General features: G+C 63.8%; 19 protein-coding genes and 2 pseudogenes. 9 read left to right on the top strand and 12 right to left on the bottom strand.

The genetic code is table 11. The features are described from left to right. Positions 1-23: 23 nt before the first annotated feature. The 3 genes from C501_RS12975 to C501_RS0108930 all read left to right on the top strand — a co-directional run bounded on the left by C501_RS12975 (position 24) and on the right by C501_RS0108930 (position 2,956). Positions 24-1,112, top strand: coding sequence for a hypothetical protein (locus C501_RS12975; protein WP_018135280.1), 1,089 nt, complete (start codon positions 24-26; stop codon positions 1,110-1,112). A gap of 102 nt (positions 1,113-1,214) precedes the next feature. Continuing rightward, positions 1,215-2,300, top strand: coding sequence for an S-(hydroxymethyl)mycothiol dehydrogenase (locus tag C501_RS0108925; RefSeq protein ID WP_018135281.1), 1,086 nt, complete (start codon positions 1,215-1,217; stop codon positions 2,298-2,300). Next, a complete protein-coding gene (locus C501_RS0108930; protein ID WP_018135282.1) occupies positions 2,297-2,956 on the top strand; it encodes an MBL fold metallo-hydrolase in 660 nt (219 codons plus the stop codon). The genes C501_RS0108925 and C501_RS0108930 overlap by 4 nt, the downstream gene beginning before the upstream one ends. A 32-nt stretch (positions 2,957-2,988) precedes the next feature. On the opposite strand, the gene C501_RS0108935 is transcribed toward C501_RS0108930, so the two are convergent. Next, positions 2,989-4,362 carry an MFS transporter gene (locus C501_RS0108935; protein ID WP_018135283.1) on the bottom strand — a complete coding sequence of 458 codons (1,374 nt, stop codon included), beginning with the start codon at positions 4,360-4,362 and terminating at the stop codon, positions 2,989-2,991. 223 nt (positions 4,363-4,585) lie between these two features. Between C501_RS0108935 and C501_RS0108940 the strand changes: the two genes are divergently transcribed. From C501_RS0108940 to C501_RS0108960, 5 genes are all read left to right on the top strand, one after another. Then, on the top strand, positions 4,586-5,452 hold the full coding sequence (locus tag C501_RS0108940) for a LysR family transcriptional regulator (protein ID WP_018135284.1): 867 nt from the start codon (positions 4,586-4,588) through the stop codon (positions 5,450-5,452). 33 nt (positions 5,453-5,485) lie between these two features. Continuing rightward, complete coding sequence (panD, locus tag C501_RS0108945; RefSeq protein ID WP_018135285.1) at positions 5,486-5,902, top strand: aspartate 1-decarboxylase; 417 nt, start codon at positions 5,486-5,488, stop codon at positions 5,900-5,902. Positions 5,903-5,970: 68 nt separating this feature from the next. After that, positions 5,971-7,581, top strand: a complete 1,611-nt coding sequence (locus C501_RS0108950; protein WP_018135286.1) for a helicase HerA-like domain-containing protein — start codon at positions 5,971-5,973, stop codon at positions 7,579-7,581. Positions 7,582-7,608: 27 nt separating this feature from the next. Then, positions 7,609-8,634: a zinc ribbon domain-containing protein gene (locus C501_RS0108955; protein ID WP_018135287.1), complete on the top strand. Its 1,026-nt coding sequence runs from the start codon at positions 7,609-7,611 to the stop codon at positions 8,632-8,634. 102 nt (positions 8,635-8,736) lie between these two features. Further along, positions 8,737-9,267 carry a ferritin gene (locus tag C501_RS0108960; RefSeq protein ID WP_026174774.1) on the top strand — a complete coding sequence of 177 codons (531 nt, stop codon included), beginning with the start codon at positions 8,737-8,739 and terminating at the stop codon, positions 9,265-9,267. Positions 9,268-9,363: 96 nt separating this feature from the next. Here the strand turns inward: C501_RS0108960 and C501_RS12980 are convergent. The 5 genes and pseudogenes from C501_RS12980 to C501_RS14305 form a co-directional block, all read right to left on the bottom strand. Then, a pseudogene (locus tag C501_RS12980) lies at positions 9,364-11,307 on the bottom strand (NHL domain-containing thioredoxin family protein). Beyond that, positions 11,307-13,409: a bifunctional copper resistance protein CopD/cytochrome c oxidase assembly protein gene (locus tag C501_RS0108970; protein ID WP_018135291.1), complete on the bottom strand. Its 2,103-nt coding sequence runs from the start codon at positions 13,407-13,409 to the stop codon at positions 11,307-11,309. The pseudogene C501_RS12980 and the gene C501_RS0108970 overlap by 1 nt, the downstream one beginning before the upstream one ends. A gap of 68 nt (positions 13,410-13,477) precedes the next feature. Further along, a complete protein-coding gene (locus tag C501_RS14825; protein WP_342662536.1) occupies positions 13,478-13,864 on the bottom strand; it encodes an S-layer homology domain-containing protein in 387 nt (128 codons plus the stop codon). A gap of 54 nt (positions 13,865-13,918) precedes the next feature. Beyond that, positions 13,919-14,239 (bottom strand): annotated as a pseudogene (locus C501_RS14830) (peptidoglycan recognition protein family protein); the annotation flags it as partial. Positions 14,240-14,329: 90 nt separating this feature from the next. After that, complete coding sequence (locus tag C501_RS14305; RefSeq protein ID WP_156807709.1) at positions 14,330-14,497, bottom strand: hypothetical protein; 168 nt, start codon at positions 14,495-14,497, stop codon at positions 14,330-14,332. Between the two features lie 260 nt (positions 14,498-14,757). On the opposite strand from C501_RS14305, the gene C501_RS0108985 reads away from it, so the two are divergent. Further along, positions 14,758-15,072, top strand: coding sequence for an HU family DNA-binding protein (locus C501_RS0108985; protein ID WP_018135294.1), 315 nt, complete (start codon positions 14,758-14,760; stop codon positions 15,070-15,072). Positions 15,073-15,451: 379 nt separating this feature from the next. On the opposite strand, the gene rpsN is transcribed toward C501_RS0108985, so the two are convergent. From rpsN to C501_RS0109015, 6 genes are all read right to left on the bottom strand, one after another. Then, complete coding sequence (gene rpsN / locus C501_RS0108990; protein WP_018135295.1) at positions 15,452-15,757, bottom strand: 30S ribosomal protein S14; 306 nt, start codon at positions 15,755-15,757, stop codon at positions 15,452-15,454. Between the two features lie 2 nt (positions 15,758-15,759). Next, positions 15,760-15,927, bottom strand: coding sequence for a 50S ribosomal protein L33 (rpmG, locus tag C501_RS0108995; RefSeq protein WP_018135296.1), 168 nt, complete (start codon positions 15,925-15,927; stop codon positions 15,760-15,762). Beyond that, a complete protein-coding gene (gene rpmB / locus C501_RS0109000; protein ID WP_026174775.1) occupies positions 15,927-16,163 on the bottom strand; it encodes a 50S ribosomal protein L28 in 237 nt (78 codons plus the stop codon). The genes rpmG and rpmB overlap by 1 nt, the downstream gene beginning before the upstream one ends. Before the next feature lie 343 nt (positions 16,164-16,506). Then, a complete protein-coding gene (locus tag C501_RS0109005) occupies positions 16,507-17,280 on the bottom strand; it encodes an SGNH/GDSL hydrolase family protein (RefSeq protein ID WP_026174776.1) in 774 nt (257 codons plus the stop codon). 51 nt (positions 17,281-17,331) lie between these two features. Continuing rightward, positions 17,332-18,303, bottom strand: a complete 972-nt coding sequence (locus C501_RS0109010) for a siderophore-interacting protein (RefSeq protein ID WP_018135299.1) — start codon at positions 18,301-18,303, stop codon at positions 17,332-17,334. Beyond that, the gene (locus C501_RS0109015) at positions 18,300-19,217 is read right to left on the bottom strand and encodes an ABC transporter ATP-binding protein (protein ID WP_083906592.1); all 918 of its coding nucleotides are present in this window, start codon (positions 19,215-19,217) and stop codon (positions 18,300-18,302) included. Before C501_RS0109015 ends, C501_RS0109010 begins: the two co-directional genes overlap by 4 nt. Between the last annotated feature and the right edge of the window lie 39 nt (positions 19,218-19,256).

The following is a 19,256-nucleotide window of genomic DNA, read 5'->3' on the forward strand; positions in this document are numbered from 1 at the left end:
CCACGGAATCCGCGGGTGGCCCGGTGATCTCCAAGAACATCGATTACCGCTACGGCAGCGGTGTCTCCGGTACGGGCTACCTTACCGAGGACGCCCGGGAAGCCGATCTCACCGCCCGTACCATTTACGCCAAGCGCACTGATATCAGCTTCATCTACATGGGCGCTCCCGATGAGAACGTCTCCGGCGGGGTCTACGGGACCGCCTACCGGAATGCGCTGGAGAAGACGGATCAGAACGTCGGCGCGATGCTGCGGGCGATCGAATCCGGCCCGGGCTTCGCGAATGAGGACTGGCAGGTGATTCTCACCAACGATCACGGCCTGAGCGATGGCGGCAGCCACGGCAACGGGACATCGCTCGCGGAGCGGAACGTGATGACGGCGGTTTACACTCCGGGGCAGAACCGCAAGGAAGTCCGCTACAACCTCAAGCCCGTCGATATTGCGCCGACCGTGTTCAAACGCGCGGGTATCCCGATCGATCCGGCATGGAATCTGGACGGCGCCCCGATGGACGAACTGCGCTCGGATGCTTTCGACGCGCTCCGGCCCTTGCTGCAAACGAAGAAGACCGAACCGGAGATCCCGGCTGATCTCAAGGGGTACACGCAGACGCCGCCGCCGGGCTGGAGTATCGACAATTCGAAGATGCCCACCGGCGGTGTACCGGAATGGCGCGGCTGGACTTTCACCACCAACGAATTCTGGAGCTCGCCGGCTGATGACAAGAATCAGGGCCGGGAGAATTTCGTGCGCGGGCGCGATGTCATCGCCGTGGCGGATTCCGATGCCTGGGATGATCTGAACCTGCCCAAGAGCAGCCGGAATTTCGATTCCACGCTGATCACACCGGCCTACCCGGTGGGCGATGGCGCGGTAACCCTGGAGTACCAGACTCAGTACCAGCAGGAATCCGGGCAGGTCGCCGAGCTGACCGCGATCTGGGATAACGGTGCGGTCACCCCGGTCAAGAGCTACCAAAGCACCTACGCCGGCCCGGAGAGCTTCCAGGTGAAAGCGCCGGCCGGAGCCACGAGTGTGAAGTTCGCCTTCCGCTACGCAGGCGTGAACAACTGGTTCTGGGCCCTGGATCAGGTGAAGGTTAGCTAAGGGGGCTATCCCATCTGCGAAGGCTTCCGTACACTCGTGACCTAATACCGGTATCACGAGTGCACGGAAGCCTTCAGCGCTACTCCGAGAAGGGATGGTTCCATGACGGTTCATCGGGCCAGAGCTGTTGTCGCCCTCGGCGAGGGCGAACTCGGCCTGGAGACCATCCTGGTGCCGGAGCCTGGGCCTGGCGAAGTGCTCGTAGACATCATCAGCTGCGGAGTGTGCCATACCGATCTGCACTATCTGCAGGGCGGCATCGGCCAGGACTACCCCTATCTACTGGGCCATGAAGCCACCGGTACGGTGGCGCAGACCGGGCCCGGCGTCACCGAGGTCTCCGTAGGGGACCGAGTGATCCTCAACTGGCGGGCGGTCTGCGGGCAGTGCCGGGCCTGTCGCCGGGGCGAGCCGCAGTACTGCTTCGACACCGGCAACGCCCGGCAGAAGATGACTCTGGAAGACGGCACCGAGCTGAGCCCGGCCCTGGGTATCGGCGCCTTCGCCGAGCGCACCCTGGTCGCCGCAGGGCAGTGCACCCCGGTGCGCGACGATGTGGATCCTGCAGCGGTCGGCCTGCTCGGCTGCGGCGTGATGGCGGGAATCGGGGCGGCGGTCAATACCGGGCAGGTGCGCCGCGGCCAATCGGTGGCCGTGATCGGCTGCGGCGGCGTGGGCTGCGCCGCTATCGCGGGAGCCGGGCTGGCAGGTGCGGGGCGGATCATCGCCGTCGATCTGGATGCTGGCAAGCTCGAGGCCGCCGAGAAGCTCGGCGCGACGGATCTCGTGGATGCCTCCCGGGAAGATCCCATAACGCGGATTCAGGAACTCACCGGAGGCTTCGGTGCGGATGTGGTGATCGATGCCGTGGGCCGGCCGGAAACCTACCGCCAAGCGTTCTATGCCCGGGATCTCGCCGGCACCGTGGTGCTGGTGGGCGTCCCCACTCCGGAGCTCATGCTGGAGCTGCCGCTGCTGGATGTTTTCAGTCGCGGCGGGGCGCTCAAAGCCTCATGGTACGGCGATTGCCTGCCGAGCCGGGACTTTCCGGCGCTCGTGGAGCTCTACGCCCAGGGTCGGCTCGACCTGGATGCTTTCGTCTCCGAGCGCATCGGACTCGGAGATGTAGCACAAGCCTTCGAGACCATGGCCGGCGGGGCGGTACTGCGATCGGTGGTCATACTATGAGCATCGAGCGTATCCGCACCGAGGGCACCTTCTCGCTCGATGGCGGCAGCTGGGAAGTAGAAAACAACACCTGGATCATCGGCGACGGAGCCGCCGGGGCAGAGGTCATCTTGATCGACCCGGCACACGATGCCGCCGCGATCGCCCACACCGTAGCGGGGCGCAGAGTCAAGGCCGTGCTGCTCAGCCACGGGCACGACGATCATATCGGCGCTGCGCTGGAGTTCAGCGAGCTGACCGGGGCGCCGCTCTACCTGCATCCGGCGGACACGATGCTGTGGGAGCGGGTCTACCCCGGGCGGCCCGCACCGGAGCCGCTTGCCGAGGGGCAGCGCTTCCATCTGCGCACCGCAGATGAGGCGCACGATGCGGCGGGCCTCTTCCTGACTGTGCTGCACACTCCCGGCCACTCCCCCGGTTCGTGCTGCTTCTACGCACCGGCTCTGCGCACCGTGTTCACCGGCGACACCTTGTTCCAGGGCGGCCCTGGAGCCACCGGGCGCTCTTTCAGCGATTTCCCGACCATCATCGAATCCATCACCACCAAGCTCCTCACCCTGCCGCCGGAAACCGAGGTGCTCCCGGGCCATGGCGAGGCCAGCAGTATCGACGCTGAGGCTCCGCAGCGTCAGGAGTGGATCGACCGCGGGCACTGAGGCACCGTTCAAGTCACATCCACTGACACGGCTCAGCGGTGCACGATCTGCACGAACTGCCCCGGGCGGCGGACGTTGAAGCGGAGCATCAACTCTCCGCGGCGAGCTAGGATCACGCCGATCACGATCGCGGCCAGCACCGGTACGGCGCCGGAGAGCAGCAGCGCCGGCTCCGGGCCCAGATGCTCGGCCAGCCAGCCGATGACCGGGCCGCCGATGGCCTGGCCGCCGATGAGCACCATGATGTAGAGACTCATCACCCGGCCCCGGATCTGCATATTGGTCGAGATCTGCACCAGCTGATTGGATGCGGTCAGGAAGAGCAGGCAGGTGAATCCGGCGATGGTCATCACCGCGGCGAAACTCCACAGCGATGGCATCAGCGCTGCGACCATGAGGGCCGCCCCATAGGCGCCCGCGCCGATGATCACGGAGCGCAGTCTCAGCTCCTTGCGCCGGGTGGAAGCCAGCGCGCCGGCCAGCGCGCCAACTGCGATCAAGGTATTGAACAGCCCGTACCCTCCGGGGCCGGCGTCGAAGACGTGATCCGCGAAGGCGGCCATGAGCACGGGCAGGCCCAGCGCGAAGACCGCGACGAAAGCGACCATGATCGTGGTGAAGAGGATGGCAGGTTTGCCGACCAGGTAACGGGCTCCCTCCGCAAGCATGCCCTTGGTCCGCGGCACCAGAGCCGAGCGCAGGAGGTCTGCCGGGCGCATCGCGAGGAGCATGCTCACCGTGAAGACGCAGGCCAAGGCGTTGACGATAAAGGCCCAGCCGCCGCCGATGGCAACCAGCATCGCACCGGCGATAGCCGGCCCGATCATGCCGCCGAGCTGGAAGATCGATGAGTTGATGCTGATCGCATTGCGCAGCTGCGCGGGCCCGACCAACTCGTTGACGAAGACCTGACGCGCTGGCTGATCGATCACCGTGACCAGACCCAGCAGCAGCGCGATGACATAAATATGCCAGACCTGCAGCGCTCCGGTGAGCGCGAGCACGCCCATCACCGCGGCCAGGACTGCTGCGGCGCTCTGCGCGATCATGATCAGAGCGCGTTTGGAGAATCTGTCAGCGAGCACTCCTCCCCAAGGGCCCAGAAGCAGCGTTGGGGCGAACTGCAGCGCGACGGTGATGCCGACGGCGGTGACCGAGCCGGAGAGCTGCAGCACGATCCAATCCTGGGCGATGCGCTGCATCCACAACGCGGTCATCGCGACGATATGCGCCACGGTGAAGTACCGGTAGTTGCGGATGGCGAAGAGCGCGAGCATGCCCTTCACGCCGGTGCGCTGATTCACCAGGGTGACCGGTGCGGTGACGGCGGACGCCGCCGCAGGAGCAGGAGTTGCCGATTCCGCAGGTGCGGTCTCGGTGATGGAGTCAGGACTGCGGGGAGCCACAGAGCACCTCTCATGCTGGAAGATTCACGGGCTGATTTGGTCGGCTGAGCTTGGATCCGCATCCCTGCGCGTATCCGGGGAACATCTTCACGCTACTCTTCGATAACCGCATTGATAAGAGATATAATCCCTATAAGTCCTATTACGAATGCTAATAAGTTGGTCAGCGGGCCGCCTTCCCCAAAGATGCACGATCCGCACACCCTTCAGGAACCCTCATACGATGTTCGATAACGATCAGCTGCGCAGCTTCCTCTCCGTTGCGGAAACCCTCAGCTTCACCCAAGCCGCCGGGCGGCTCGGCCTGAGCCAGCCCACCGTGAGCCAGCATGTGCGCAAGCTCGAGGAGGCCGCCGGACGGCAGCTGATCCTCCGGGATACCAGGGATGTCCGGCTCACCGATAACGGGGACGCCATGGCCGGCTTCGCGCGCAGCATCCTCGCGGCCCAGGACGATGCCACTCGCTATTTCTCCGGAGCCGCGATGCGGGGCAGGCTGCGTTTCGGCACCGCCGATGATCTGGCGCATACCCGCTTGCCGACCATCCTGCGGGATTTCCGCCAGCTCTACCCGCAGATCAATCTGGAGCTCACGGTCAGCCAGAGCGATCAGCTGTTCCGCAAGGTCAAAGCCGGGCAACTGGATCTGGTCTTCGTGAAATGGGTCAATGGGCTGTCTGGGGAACCCGAGGGCGTAGTGGTGCGGCACGACCACTTCTCCTGGGTCGGCTTAGAGCAGACCCAGCTCGATCCGGACGGGCCGGTACCGCTCATCACGTACCCGGCCCCCAGCCTGAGCCGGACACTGGCGATCGACGCCCTAGAGAAGGCCGGCAAGACCTGGCGGATCACCTGCAATACCCGTGAGATCAACGGGATCATCGCCGCCGTGCGGGCCGGCATCGGCGTCACCGTCATGCCGAGCACGCTGATCCCGGAAGATCTGGCCGCGATCACCCGCCGCTTCGATCTGCCCCCGGTGGGCGAAGTAGATTTCACGCTGATCCGCAATTCGCTGGCCCGCACCGAAGTGATCGACGCCCTGGAACAGGCCATCCTCGGCCGGAAACTGCACCCTTCCCGGAACTGAACCGGAACTGAGAACAGGATTAGACTAAGACCGATGATCCGTACCATGTTCAAATCCAAAATCCACCGCGCCACGGTGACCCATGCCGACCTGCACTACGTTGGATCCGTCACGGTGGACTCCGATCTGCTCGAGGCCGCGGATATCCTGCCGGGCGAACTGGTCTCGATCGTCGACGTCAGCAACGGCGCCCGGCTGGAGACCTATACCATTGCCGGCGAGCGCGGCAGCGGGGTGATCGGCATCAACGGTGCCGCCGCGCATCTTATCAACGTCGGTGACCTCGTGATCCTGATCAGCTACGCCCAGCTCAGCGATGCTGAGACCCGGAGCTTCACTCCCGTGGTCGTTCACGTGGACGCGCAGAACCGCATCGCCCGGATCGGCGAGGACCCTGCGGAGCCGGCGGATTCAGCTCAGCTGCGGCCGCCGCTGGCTGTGCGCGTCTGAGCTTGCGCATTAGAACACCTGCGCGCCTTATCCAGCATCTGCCAGACCTTATTGGGTAACCTAACTACATGGCTTCCAAAGACGCGGCGGATATCGTCGCCAACATCGTGCAGGGCTACACCTTCGATGGCCCGGCTATCACCCTGGGCGCGGCTCTTGTGAACGATGAGCCCTACCCGGACGCCCAGGTCCGGCTACCGCTTTCGATGATGAATCGCCACGGGCTGGTCGCTGGAGCGACGGGAACCGGCAAAACCGTGACCCTGCAGATGGTCGCCGAGCAGCTCTCTGCAGCCGGGGTTCCGGTTTTCATGGCAGACATCAAAGGCGACCTCTCCGGCCTAGCCACCGCCGGGACCGCCAGCGAAAAACTGACCGCCCGCACCAGCAGCCTGGGCCAAGACTGGTCCGGCACAGCGTACCCGGTGGAATTCCTGGCGCTGGGCGGGGAGGGCAACGGGGTCCCGGTCCGCGCCGCGATCACCTCGTTCGGCCCGATCCTGCTCGCCCGGGTGATGGGCCTGAACGATACCCAAGAATCCTCGCTTCAGCTCATCTTCCATTACGCGGATCAGCAGGGCCTAGAACTCTACGACCTCAAAGACCTGCGCGCCGTGATCCAGTTCCTTACCTCAGATGAGGGCAAGAGCGCACTCGCGGACCTCGGCGGCCTCTCCAAGGCCACCGCAGGGGTGATCCTGCGCGAGCTGGCGACCCTGGAGGCCCAGGGCATGAGCAAGTTCTTCGGCATGCCGGAATTCGATACCGCAGAGCTGCTGCGCACCGCACCCGATGGCCGCGGCGTGATCACCTGCTTGGAACTGCCGAGCATCCAGGACAAGCCCCTGCTGTTCTCGACCTTCCTGATGTGGCTGCTCGCCGACCTGTTCCGCGATCTGCCGGAAGTCGGCGATCAGGACAAGCCCAAACTGGTCTTCTTCCTCGACGAAGCGCATCTGCTGTTCAAAGGTGCCTCCAAAGCCTTCCTCAACGCGATCACCCAGACGGTGCGGCTCATCCGCTCCAAGGGCGTCGGCATCTTCTTCGTCACCCAGACACCCAAAGATGTCCCCGCGGATGTGCTGTCCCAGCTCGCCAACCGGGTGCAGCATGCTTTGCGCGCCTTCACCCCGGACGACGCCAAAGCGCTCAAGGCGACCGTCTCCACCTTCCCGGTGAGCGACTACGACCTGGAGAAGACCCTCACCAGCGCCGGCATCGGCGAAGCCGTGATCACCGTGATGAACGAGAAAGGCGCACCCACGCCGGTCGCGCTGACTCGGCTCCGCGCACCGGAATCCGTCATGGGCCCGAGCCCTGAGGAACTCATTAAGTCCACCGTGGCTGCCTCTCCATTGCTCGCCACCTACGGCACCGAAGTGGATCCGATCTCCGCCTACGAAAAACTGCAGGGACAGAACACTCCGGCAGCACCCACCACGGGCGAATCCGTAGGTCAGCCGGAGCCGCCCACCCCGGCACCGCCGGTCCCGATTCCGCCCCCGCCGGCACCGCAGCAGACCCAGAACAGCAACGGCATGAGCAACGAGATCGCCGGGGCTCTGGGCGGCATCCTTGGCGGCGGTCTGCAATCCATGGTCCGGTCCATGGGTACCGCTCTGGGCCGTAACATCATGCGCGATGTCTTCGGCACCACGAGCCGGCGACGACGGCGCTGACCCCGCACAGAACATTTCAGGTATACCTTGACGACTCCGCATGCGCATCTGGCCGAGACCAGACCCCCCCGGCCCGGCACACCGCTCGTCCGGGCCGCAGCAGCCTGGCTTTTCGGGCTGCTGGCGGTCATCGCCGCGGGAATCATCACCATTCAGCTGGTCAGCACCAATCTTTACGGGCCGCAGCAGCCCATCCGGGATTACCTTCAGGCAATGCGGGATGGCAACGGCGCCAAGGCACTCGGCCTGCTCCGCGCCAATATTCCACCGGCCTCCCCCGCACTGCTCGATGGCGAGGCGCTCAAGCAGGCCGCTGCCGGAATCGAGGACGTCAAAATAGGGCAGCCGCAGAATATCGGCAACCAGCGGGTGAAGATCAACGTCGCATACTCCGCGGACAACACGCCGCACAGCGCGGATTTCACGCTGGAACCGGTCGGAACGGAGTGGATGTTCTTCAGTAAATGGCAGCTCACACCCATCACTCTGCCCACGATGAACGTTTCAGTGGTGAACTCCGAAGTAGTGGAAATCAACAACGTCACCGTGGGCACCCCTGGAGGGCGGGGCACTTTCGCCACTTTCTTCCCGGGCAACTACCGGGCCTCACTGCAAGGCCCGCTTTTCGAAGCTCCCGAGCGCGTCGTGCTGGTGGAAAACGGGAAGTCGGTTCCGCAGACCGCCACCCTGATCACTCAGCCGACCGCAGCGCTCAACAATCAGGTCGATGCCAGGCTGAAAGAATACCTGGACGGCTGTAGCCGGCAGGCCGTGCTGCTGCCTACCGGATGCCCTCTGGGCTGGCGCACCGCCAACCGGGTAGCCTCCCCGATCACCTGGACGATCACCGAGTATCCGCAAGCGCAGATCACAGCCTACGGCGGCGGCTGGTCTATTGCGCCGCTGTCCCTGAAGGCCCGGATCACCTTCACCGAGCAGAACAACCTCACCGGCGCGTTCCGCAAGGTCGACGAGGAAGAGAGCTACGGTTTCAGCGCGAAACTCACCATCAACGGCGATAGCGTCAACGTCACGCCGGTCGTTCAGTACTGAGTTCAGTACTGCCCGTGCGCAATCGAGCAAGGTTTAGCTATGCTCGCTGAGGATTGGCTACGCTGCCTATCGTGAATGAGTCGGAATAACTACGATGAGTTCATGAGCAAATACACCACTCTTCTTCAGGAACAGATCGGCCACGAATTCACCGCTTCGCAGCAGTACATCGCCGTCGCCGTGTGGTTTGACGCGCAGGATCTGCCTCAGCTCGCAGCGCACTTCTACAAGCAGTCGCTCGAGGAGCGCAATCACGCCATGATGATAGTGCAGTACATGCTGGATCGCGATTTGCAGATCGAGATCCCAGGAATCAGCGGCAACAGCATCGTGAATGACTTCGCTGACGTCCTGGAGCCGCTCACACTCGCCCTGAACCAGGAAAAGCAGGTCACCGAGCAGATCGAGCGGCTCTTCGCCACTGCACGTGAGGAGAATGACGCCCTAGGCGAGCAGTTCATGCTCTGGTTCCTCAAGGAGCAGGTCGAAGAGGTCGCCTCGATGAACACCCTGGTGAACATCGCTGAGCGCGCCGATACACTCTTCGAAATCGAGAACTTCCTGGCCCGCGAAACCGTTGGCGACGGCGGCGAGGACGCCTCCGCACCGGAGGCCGCCGGCGGCGCTCTCTGAGCCCTCGGCTTGAAAATCTGAGATCAGCTGCCGATAGGTCGGGCGGGGAACCATGGTTCCCCGCCCGACCTATCGGCAGCTCTTCAGCGTCCCGGTTCAGTGCATCCCGCGGAGGTCGAGAGCCAGCTCGCGATCGCCCGTACCGACCAGGCGGACCGGGATGCCCCAATCCTGCTGGTACATATGGCAGGCCGCGTATTCCGGGATCTCGCCATCGGGCTCACCATCGCACGCCGCAGCCCGGGCCGTAATATGCAGCACACCTTCTGTGACATCGCCGTTGAGCACCAGGGTGCGGTTCAGCCCCTGAGCCGTGCCGGAACCTGCGCTGAGCAGTTCCGGCGGGGTCGCTGAGATCTTCAGCTGCGTCGGGTCTCCCCAGCGGTGATCCAGCTTCTGCCCGCTCGGCGCAGCGAAGCGCACCGTCAGCTGAAGATCTCCTGGGGCCAGATCCGTCCGCGGCCGCTGCATCTGCGCAGCCCCCTCGTCCACAGCCAGTGCTTCGCTCGGCACCGGGATGCGCGTCAGCTGGTGCCGGTTGGCCTCCACCACGAGCAGGTGCTTGCCATCCAGCAGCACGTCAGAGGGTTCAGCCAGCCCTCGGGCCAGGGTGCTCACGGTTCGCTGGACGGGGTCATACCGGCGGACCGCACCATTATAGGTATCCGCGATGGCCACGGAGCCATCTGGCAGCACCGCTGCACCGAGAGGGTGCTGCAACCGGGCTTGCTCGGAAGGACCATCCCGGAATCCGAAGTCGAAGAGCCCTTCCCCGATCACGGTCTCGACAGCGCTGAGCTCACCGTCCTGAACCCGAAGCACCCGCAGCGCCGAGGTCTCCGAATCGGCCACCCAGATATCGCCTTGAGCATCCACGGCGAGCCCTGAGGGCTGCGCGAACCAGGCCTGATCCGGGGCACCGTCAAGAACGCCCTCCAGTCCGGTGCCCGCCAGGATGCTCAGCTTTCTGCTCAGCGGGTCGAAGCCGAAGATCTGATGAGTCCCCGCCATGGCGATCACCACCTGACCCAACTGCTCGGAATACACCACATCCCAGGGAGAAGAGAGCGAGATCTCCCGCGGCTCCCCGGGCAGTCAGCCCAGAGCAGCCCCGCCTTCGGCGTTCACCCGGGCCGGGCCGGCATCGAGCAGCCTCTGAACGCCGTTCCCCGCAAGCGTGGTGACCTGCCCGGTTTCCAGGCTGAGGCCACGCAGCCGGTGGTTGACCGCATCGGCGACCACGACGTCATACCCTGTTTGTTCCGCGACATCCCGGGGCAGCAGCGCCAGACCGTGCGGTTCGTTGAAACGGGCTTCGGCCGCCGGGCCGTCCGCGAATCCGCGCTGCCCGGATTCGCTCTCCGGGCCTGCGCCGATGGTGCGCAGCACCGTCTGCAGATCCCCTGCCAGTTCCACGAGCCGATGATGCCCGGTGTCCGACACCAGGAAACTGACCGGCTCGCCCTGCGCTGCGGGCAGCGGCAGCACCTTCCCGGGGAAACGCAAGGTCCCGGAACGCGGCTCCGGAGCGATATAGGGGCCATCGCCCCGGTGCAGAGTGCCCTGGGCTTCATGCTCGGCGATCAGCTCCGGGATGAGGCTCGCCAATCCGGCGGCGTGACCCTCACCGGAAAGATGAGCGACGATATAGCCCTCAGGGTCGATAACGACCAGAGTGGGCCAGGCTCGGGCCGAATAGGCCTGCCAGGTCGCCAGCTCCGGGTCATCGAGCACGGGGTGGCGGATCTCGTAGCGCTCCACCGCGGCGGCGAGGGCCTCCGGATCCGCCTCGTGCTCGAATTTGGGCGAGTGCACACCCACGGTCACCAACACATCAGCGTACTGCTCTTCGAGCGGGCGGAGTTCGTCGAGGACATGCAGGCAGTTGATGCAGCAGAACGTCCAGAAATCCAGCAGCACAATCTTCCCGCGCAATTTCTGCAGGTCCAGTGACTGGCCGCCGGTATTCAACCAGGCTCGGCCGGTCAGTTCCGAAGCCCGCACCCGGCTGGCGGGGCGTGCGCTGAGCTGCTCTGGCATCATCTCTCCTCAGAATTGGTGGTCCGGCTGGACTTGATCTGATCAGCGTCCGGAACGGGGCTGTTATTCCGGCCGGTCTTCGGACCCGGCTCCTGCTGGTGCGCGCGGCGCGATGGGCCGAATGCCCTCATCGCCATAGCGGTGACGAGGATGACGATGGCTGCCGCGCCGGCACCCCAAAGCAGCGCACCGCCGAGCTGCTGGTCGGCGATCGCCGATACCCCCCAATCACGGCCCAGATTCCCGAAGTACGAAGCCTGCAGCAGAGCATCCGTGGAGGTCAGAAGGTAACCGGCAGCGGCGTACCCGGCGAGCACGGCCGCGAGCAGCGACCACCTCAGCGGGGAGCCGAAGCGGCGCGATGCCCCGGCCGGGCCGATCATCGAAAGCGTGAAAAGGCAGCCGGAGATCAGAAAATACAAGGTCGTCAGTTCACGGCCCAGATAATCCCGCAATGCGAAACCGAGAAGCGGCGATGAGTAGAAGACGGCCAGGCCCGCAATGACGTTCAGCGATGCGAAAACCGGATGGGTGAGCACCGCGGCGAGCCTGGAATGCGTCAGCGTCAGGAGCCACTCCCGCGGCCCTCGGCTGCCGTCCTCCCGGGCCGGCTGCACCCTGAACGCCAGCGCCACCGGGGCTGCCAGCACGAGAAGAACCGGCGCTACCGCGATGAGCGCTATCTGCGTGGTGATGTTCACGCTGAGAAGAACCCTGCCGTAGACCTCCGGAGCACCCGAGGTCAGGTAGACCAGCGTCGCGATACCCAGCAACCAGCATCCGGTCTTCAGACGCGGCCAGGCACCCCCGCTGCTGCGCAACCTGCGCGCGGTGAGCAGATATGCGGCTGCTGCGCTCATCGCAATAGCCAGCCAGAGCCAGTCCATCCGCCACTCGGTGAGCCACCGTACCGGAGTGAGCTCCGGCGGAAGCGGGTAGCCGGAGAGGATCTCTGCCGGGGAAGTATCCGGAGCGTACTCCGTGGGCTGCGGCGGCGCGGATCGGCTCAGCCCGACCGCCACACCGCTCGTCGCGGCCAAGATGACGAGTTCCACACCGATGAGCTGCCAGAGCACCCGGCGTGCACTGTGCTCGCCTGATTCCAGCTGCGGGATGATCCAGCGCCGGTGCATGAAACCGATAGCGCCGACAGTCACGGTCGCTAGGGTCTTGAGCAGGATCAGCTGGCCGTATGCTGAGCCGAAGAGCATCTCCCAGCTCGTCAGCCGGATCACAGCATTGATCGTGCCGGAGGCCAGGACCAAGCAGAACGCGAAGAGCGCGAGGGCGGAGAAGCGCCGGAGCACCTGCGCGGTCAGCCGGCGAGGTTCCAGAATCCGGCTGGAAACAAAGCATAGGGCCACGATGCCGCCGAGCCAGAGTGCTGCACCCACGATGTGCAAGAGCAGCGAGCTGACCGCCCCTTCATGGTCCGGGGAGGACGCCGAATGGCCGATCAAGGCCTGCGGCACCAGCGCGCTCAGAGTGAGTGCGAGGGTCACGGCCAACCCGGTGCGGGAACGCAGGCCGAAGCAGAGCGTGGTGACCACCGCGGCGAAGACGCTGACTGCCAGCCAAGCCCGGCCGGAAGCCAAGTCCGTCATGAAGTACACCAGGCCCTGGGTGAACTCCGGGCTCCCGGAGAGCGGGATGCCGGCCTGATCCAGATATGTCAGGAGCAGGACCGTGATCGCCGCCAGGGTCCACGCAGCGCTGGCAACACCGGCTACCGTGAGCACCCGGGTGAACGCCGGATGCTCGGGGCGCGGTTCGATCTGCCGGCCGCTGTTGCTCCGGTACTGCTCAGCATGACGGGATAGCGGGTTCTTCTCCTTGGGCAGGATGCCCGCCGCGAAGACCAGGCAGCCGATCACCAGGGCGATGGCGATGTTGTTGACCGTCAGCGCGAAGGGCAGCCCCCAGCGCACCACAGGGCCCGGGTCTAGGAGCGTCCGAGCGGGTGTAGCCCCGCCGAAGAGCAGTGCCCCGGTGAGCCCCAGCACCGCTGCCAGAACCGCGGCGATGAACCAGGGGCTGCTGACCGCATGATGGCGCGAGGGCTCTTGTGGGGCCCGGGCGCTGGGCTTGGTGAGGACGGGCACCTGATCATTGTCCGGTATCGCAGGTAGGACGTGCGAATCGCGGGAGGCTGCTTAGCTGGGCAGCCCGGTCAGGATTCGATCCACCCCTGGGAGATCCCGGACTGCCACATCCACACGATCTCCTGATAGAACACATGGTTCGTCGGCACATCCCGGAACGGCGACGTCACCGGAAGCGTCACCGCAGGAGAACCACTCATCCGATACAAGAACGCCGCCATCGGCCCGCGCTCCGTCGCAGCATCCGGCCGATACGTGCCATCCGGCCAACCCTGGGAAATCCCAGACTGGTTCATCCACACGATCTCGCGATAGAACACATGGTTCGTCGGCACATCCCGGAACGGCGACGTCACCGGAAGCGTCACCGCAGGAGAACCACTCATCCGATACAAGAACGCCGCCATCGGCCCGCGCTCCGTCGCAGCATCCGGCCGATACGTGCGGTTGGACATACCCCGGGCTACATTGTCGATGATGTAGTTGATATCGACCGTCCCGGGGCAGAGTGTTTTCGCAAACTGCTTATGCGGAACGATCGCTCTGCGGGGATCGAGCCCATATTTGCGGCAGAGCTCTATACACAGCTGGATAGAGGCGTTGTAAGTGAACTGATCCGGTGGTCGGTTGGGATCAGCGGAAAGCTCGATGCCGATGCTCTGCGTGTTGGTGGGGAAATGACCCGCATGCCACGCGGTGTCCCGCTCTCTGACGTACTGATGGATCGCGCCCTCACCGATGCCGTAATGCGCACTCACCTGACGATCATTACTCATGAAGACCCTATCGGCAGCTGCCAGAGTCCCCACGATGTAATGGATCACGATTTTGTCAACGACGTTCTGAGTGCCGTTCGGTCCCCCGGGTCGGCCCGCAGTGTAATGCGGCGAGGGTACCTATTTAGCGTTCACCATCCCGGCCTAGCCCTTTCCCAGCGGGCAGCCCAGGCCAACAAGGCGATCCTCAGCGAAGAGGACCTGCTCATCAGGGGTCATCGATGAAGCATCCGCTGTTGCAGCGCCGGTACCGGCCACGTTCAGAGAAACAGTAGCCCCGGTGAGCAGGAGCATTCTACGCGATATATCCACGAGAGCGATCGTAACCCAGAAGCTTGTGTAGACAATACCGATTTCAGAAAAGCCGCCCGCGTTCCTCGAGGCGGCAAACTATGATGGAACTCCTCTGGTAGCGAAATTCCCGCCTAAATCTGTGGATAAACCCTTGAAATCTCTAATTTTCCGCGGCTTTCCGGGCGTTTTGAGCCCATTGGTGCGCGATAACTGGTATGTTTTCGTGCAGTGGCTAGGGCGAAGTGTTCTAGCTCCAATCAAGGTCCAGGAGGACATCAATGGCTAAGAACCGTAGTGAGCTTGTCGCTGAGGTGGCTGCTAAGGCTGAGACCAGCCAGGCCGCTGTGAACAACGTGCTGGACGCGCTGTTCTCCGTTTTCGAAAGCTCCGTTGCTGCCGGTGAGAAGATCACCGTTCCGGGCTGGCTCGCTATCGAGCGAACCGAGCGCGCTGCTCGTACCGGCCGCAACCCGCAGACCGGCGAGACCATTCAGATCCCGGCTGGCTACAGCGTCAAGCTGTCCGCTGGCTCCAAGCTGAAGGCTGCTGTCTCCAAGAAGGCTCCTGCGAAGAAGGCTGCCAAGAAGAAATAGGTCTTCTTATAGCTTTTACGTGTGGCCGGCTCCGATCATCGGGGCCGGCCACACGTCTTTCTAACATTCAAACGTGAGTGTTCAGCTGTGGCGGGTTAGAAGTGCCCTAAGCCGCCACAGCTGAACACTCAGCTGGCCGGTACGCCGCTACCGTACCGTCACTCAGCATGAATCGCATCCCGCGGGTACGGGGAAAACGAATTCGCATCGCTTTCTGCTCGAGGCGCGGACGGATCATCCCCGCGGGTGCGGGGAAAACACTTATTGAACAGGAACGATAGCAGCCCGGCAGTGTTTTTAACTTCACTTTAAAACCTAGAAAACTTCAAGGGGCGATGGTCCGAAGACCATCGCCCCTTAGGGTTACTGCGAAAACTGCTTACCAGCTGGACTTCCGCACACCGGGCAGCTCACCCTTGTGTGCCATATCCCGGAAACGAACGCGGGAGATACCGAACTTCTGGAAGGTGCCGCGCGGGCGGCCGTCGATCGCGTCACGGTTGCGCAGCCGCACCGGTGAAGCGTTCCGCGGCAGCTTCTGCAGACCCAGACGGGCCTCTTCCCGCTGCTCGTCGGTAGAATTCGGGTCAACCAGCGCCTTCTTCAGTGCCAAGCGCTTCTCCGCGTTGCGCTCGACAATGACCTTGCGCTGCTCGTTACGAGCAATCTTGGACTTCTTAGCCATGCTTAGCGCTCCTCTCGGAAATCAACGTGCTGACGGACTACCGGATCGTACTTCTTCAGTACCAGGCGGTCTGGGTCATTACGGCGGTTCTTCCGGGTCACGTAGGTGTAACCGGTACCTGCCGTGCTCTTGAGCTTGATGATCGGACGGACGTCCTTATCTTTGGCCATTAGAGCTTCTCCCCTCGTGCCAGGATGTCCGCGACAACCGCGTCAATGCCGCGGACGTCGATGGTCTTGATGCCACGCGCGGAAACCGTCAGCGTGACGTTGCGGCGCAGGGACGGAACCCAGTACCGCTTCTTCTGAATATTCGGGTCGAACCGCCGCTTGGTACGGCGATGCGAGTGCGAAATGCTGTGCCCGAAGCCCGGCTCTGCTCCAGTCACCTGGCAACGTGCTGCCATGGATTTGCCTCCATCATGTGATTTATATAGTGCCCGCGCAGCGCCGAACGGAGATCAGAGAAATTCGCAGAATTCCGGAACAGGCTGATAGCGGATCGATGTGACTTGAGCCCCTAACTACCGGCGCCCCGCAGTTGAATTACGGGTGGCAACCGGAGCAATCACACGATTCCACGCTACACGCGCCTAGTTAGTCTACCGGTCGCAGCACAGTTAAAGCGAATCATCCCGCTCGGGACGCTACGTACCGGACCGCTATGACTTTTGAGGGTCTCCGTGACTTTTGATGCCGTTCGGAGACCCTCAAAAGCCACGGAAGACATCAAAAGTAGCGGGATCGGCCTCAGGGCAGCGCAATCGGTGTGCGCAGCTCGGGCCAGCGCGGGCTCAGCGCATCCCCGCTGGTGGCCCCGCGCAGCCGACGGCTGATCCAGGGGCCGACGTGCTCGCGGGCCCACGCCGAATGGGCTCGCAAGCGCTGCTGAACGCTGCGCTGCGCGGTCTCCTCGAGCGGGCTCTCCGGCAAGGAACACGACTTCCTGAGCACGTTCAGCACCTGGCGGGCCATCTCTTCGTGACCAGCACTCGACATATGAATCCGGTCTTCTGCCCACATCCGAGAATCGTCGTATTGACGGAACCGCCAGTAATCGACCAGCGTGGCACCGCACTCTTCGACGACTTCGCGCACCAGCTCGTTGTAGACCGCCATCCGCCCGCGCAGCGCCCCGAAGAGCTTGGAAGCGCTGGGATCGAAGGCCGTGAAAACCGCCACCTGCGCCCCGGTACTAGTCATGGTCCGTAGCGCCTCCGCGTACCGGGTCACCATGGCATCGACATCCACCGTGGGGCGCAGTAGATCATTCACCCCGGAGTAGATGGTGATCAGCGTGGGCTGCATCGCGAGGGCCGGCTCCACCTGCTCATCGAGGATCTGACCCATTTTCCGTCCCCGGATCGCCAGATTCGCGTACCCCCAGCCGCCCTCATGCGCTTCCAGCTGAGCCGCAACCAGATCAGCCCAGCCGCGCACTCCATCAGGCAGTTCCAGGGCCTCGTCCCCCACGCCTTCGGTGAAGGAATCGCCCATCGCCACATATCGCTGTGCAAAGTCCACGCCTTACATCTTACGAACCAGGCGGGCGCAGGCGAAGCCCGGGCACGGAAGCTATGCGCTCTCCGCCCGGCCCAGCCGCCAATAACCCATAAAAGCGATGTCTTTGCGGCCCATCCCGACCTCCCGCACCAGATAACGGCGCAGCTCCTTAACCATCCCGGCTTCCCCGGCGATCCAGGCGTAACGGCCACCAGCAGCGCCCATTTGACCTTCTGCAGTATCCCAGAGGATCTCCTTGTCGATATCGACTTCTTCAAACTCCTCGCACTGGGCGACTCCCGGATAACCGGCAGGGCATAGCAGCGCGCCCAGCCCACAGAGCCTGCGCACTTCAGCGATGAGCTGCTCGCCGTGCTGGTGGCCGTTCCGGACGAGCCAGGTCAGCTCGAGGCCAGGGGGCACCGCCAGGCCGGTGATATCCCCGGCCTGAGGCACTTCGAGGACAACTTGCCCGCAGACATCCGGGCCAAGCGATTCGAGAATCGACCCGATCGCAGGCACCGCGGTCTCGTCACCGACTAACAGCAAACGCCTGGCACCACCCGGCCGGAACTCGATGCCTCCGCAAGGGCCGGCATCCAGATTGGGGCCAAGCAGCACCATTGGGTCGCCTACTTCAGCCTGCCGGGCCCAGCCGTAAGCGGGCCCGGGCGCCTGCCCAGCCACCGGCGGGTGCAAGACGAAATCGATATCCACTTCTCCAGCATCGAGCCGGCGCTCGCGCACTGTATAAGTGCGCATGTATCCGCGCGCCTCCGGGCCCATCTGCAACCAGCGGCGGTACCAGTCCTCCGGATATTCGCGCATCATCGCGTTCAGATCCGGCTGCAGATTTCCCGCCGAGGGCACCATGACTTTCACCCGCAGATCCAGGGTGCGGCCTTGAACGTCAGCACCCATCAAGCGCAAGTCATCGGAGACGAAGGTGATCCGCCGGAAATGCGGGCTCAGATCCTGTACTTTCGTCACCTCTGTATTGAAGGCGCGCAGCCTCTGCACTACAGTGCTCTGGCTCATCGTCATGCCCTGCTCCTTTCCTGCAAGTCCTGCGAACTCCTGACCGCTGCCTCGGTGTGTTCAAGGAATGGGGGGTCTTCCAGGGACGGAAGCTCCGGAGCTTCCGGACGCAGAGCGGCTGAGTGATGCCGGCTCTGCGGGATTACCATGGGTGCTCCCGTGAGTGGGTCTGCGAGAACGGTGGATTCCAGGCCGAAGACTTCCCGCACCAGCTCCTCCGTGATCACCCGGGCGGGTGCTCCCTGGGCGATGATGCCCCCCTCTTTCATGGCGATCAGGTGGTCGCCGTAGCGAGTAGCTAGATTGAGCTCGTGGAGCACGATGGCCACCGTGGTGCCTCGTTCCCGGTTGAGCTCGGTGATCAGATCCAGGACCTCTATCTGATGGGCCATATCCAGATAGGTGGTCGGCTCATCGAGCAGCAGCAGGGGCGTCTCCTGCGCCAGGGCCATGGCGATCCAGACCCGCTGCCGCTGACCGCCGGAGAGCTCATCGACTCTGCGCTCAGCAAGTTCCAGGGTGTCAGTAGCGGCTAGGGCGGAGACGACAGCAGCATCGTCGGCTTCCGACCAGGTTCGGAACCAGCCCTGATGAGGGTAGCGGCCGCGGCCGACCAGCTCGGCCACGGTGATGCCATCCGGGGCCACGGGGGCCTGCGGAAGCAGCCCGATGCTGCACGCCACCTGTTTGGCGGGCAGCCGGTGGATATCCTCACCGTCCAGCAGCACCGCGCCCCGTGTCGGCTTGAGCAAACGCGCCAGGCCCCGGAGCAGGGTGGATTTCCCGCAGGCATTGGCGCCCACGATCATGGTCACCCGGCCTTCCGGGAGCAGTACGTCCAAATCGCTCACCACGGCACGTTCTGCATAGCCCAGGGAGATTCCCTGAGCTGCCAGGCTGTGCTGGGGGCGGTTCATCATCGGGGCCTTCCGGGAGTTGATCTGTTTCTGCTGGTTCTG

The organism is Acaricomes phytoseiuli DSM 14247 (genome assembly GCF_000376245.1).
Lineage (GTDB): Bacteria > Actinomycetota > Actinomycetes > Actinomycetales > Micrococcaceae > Renibacterium > Renibacterium phytoseiuli.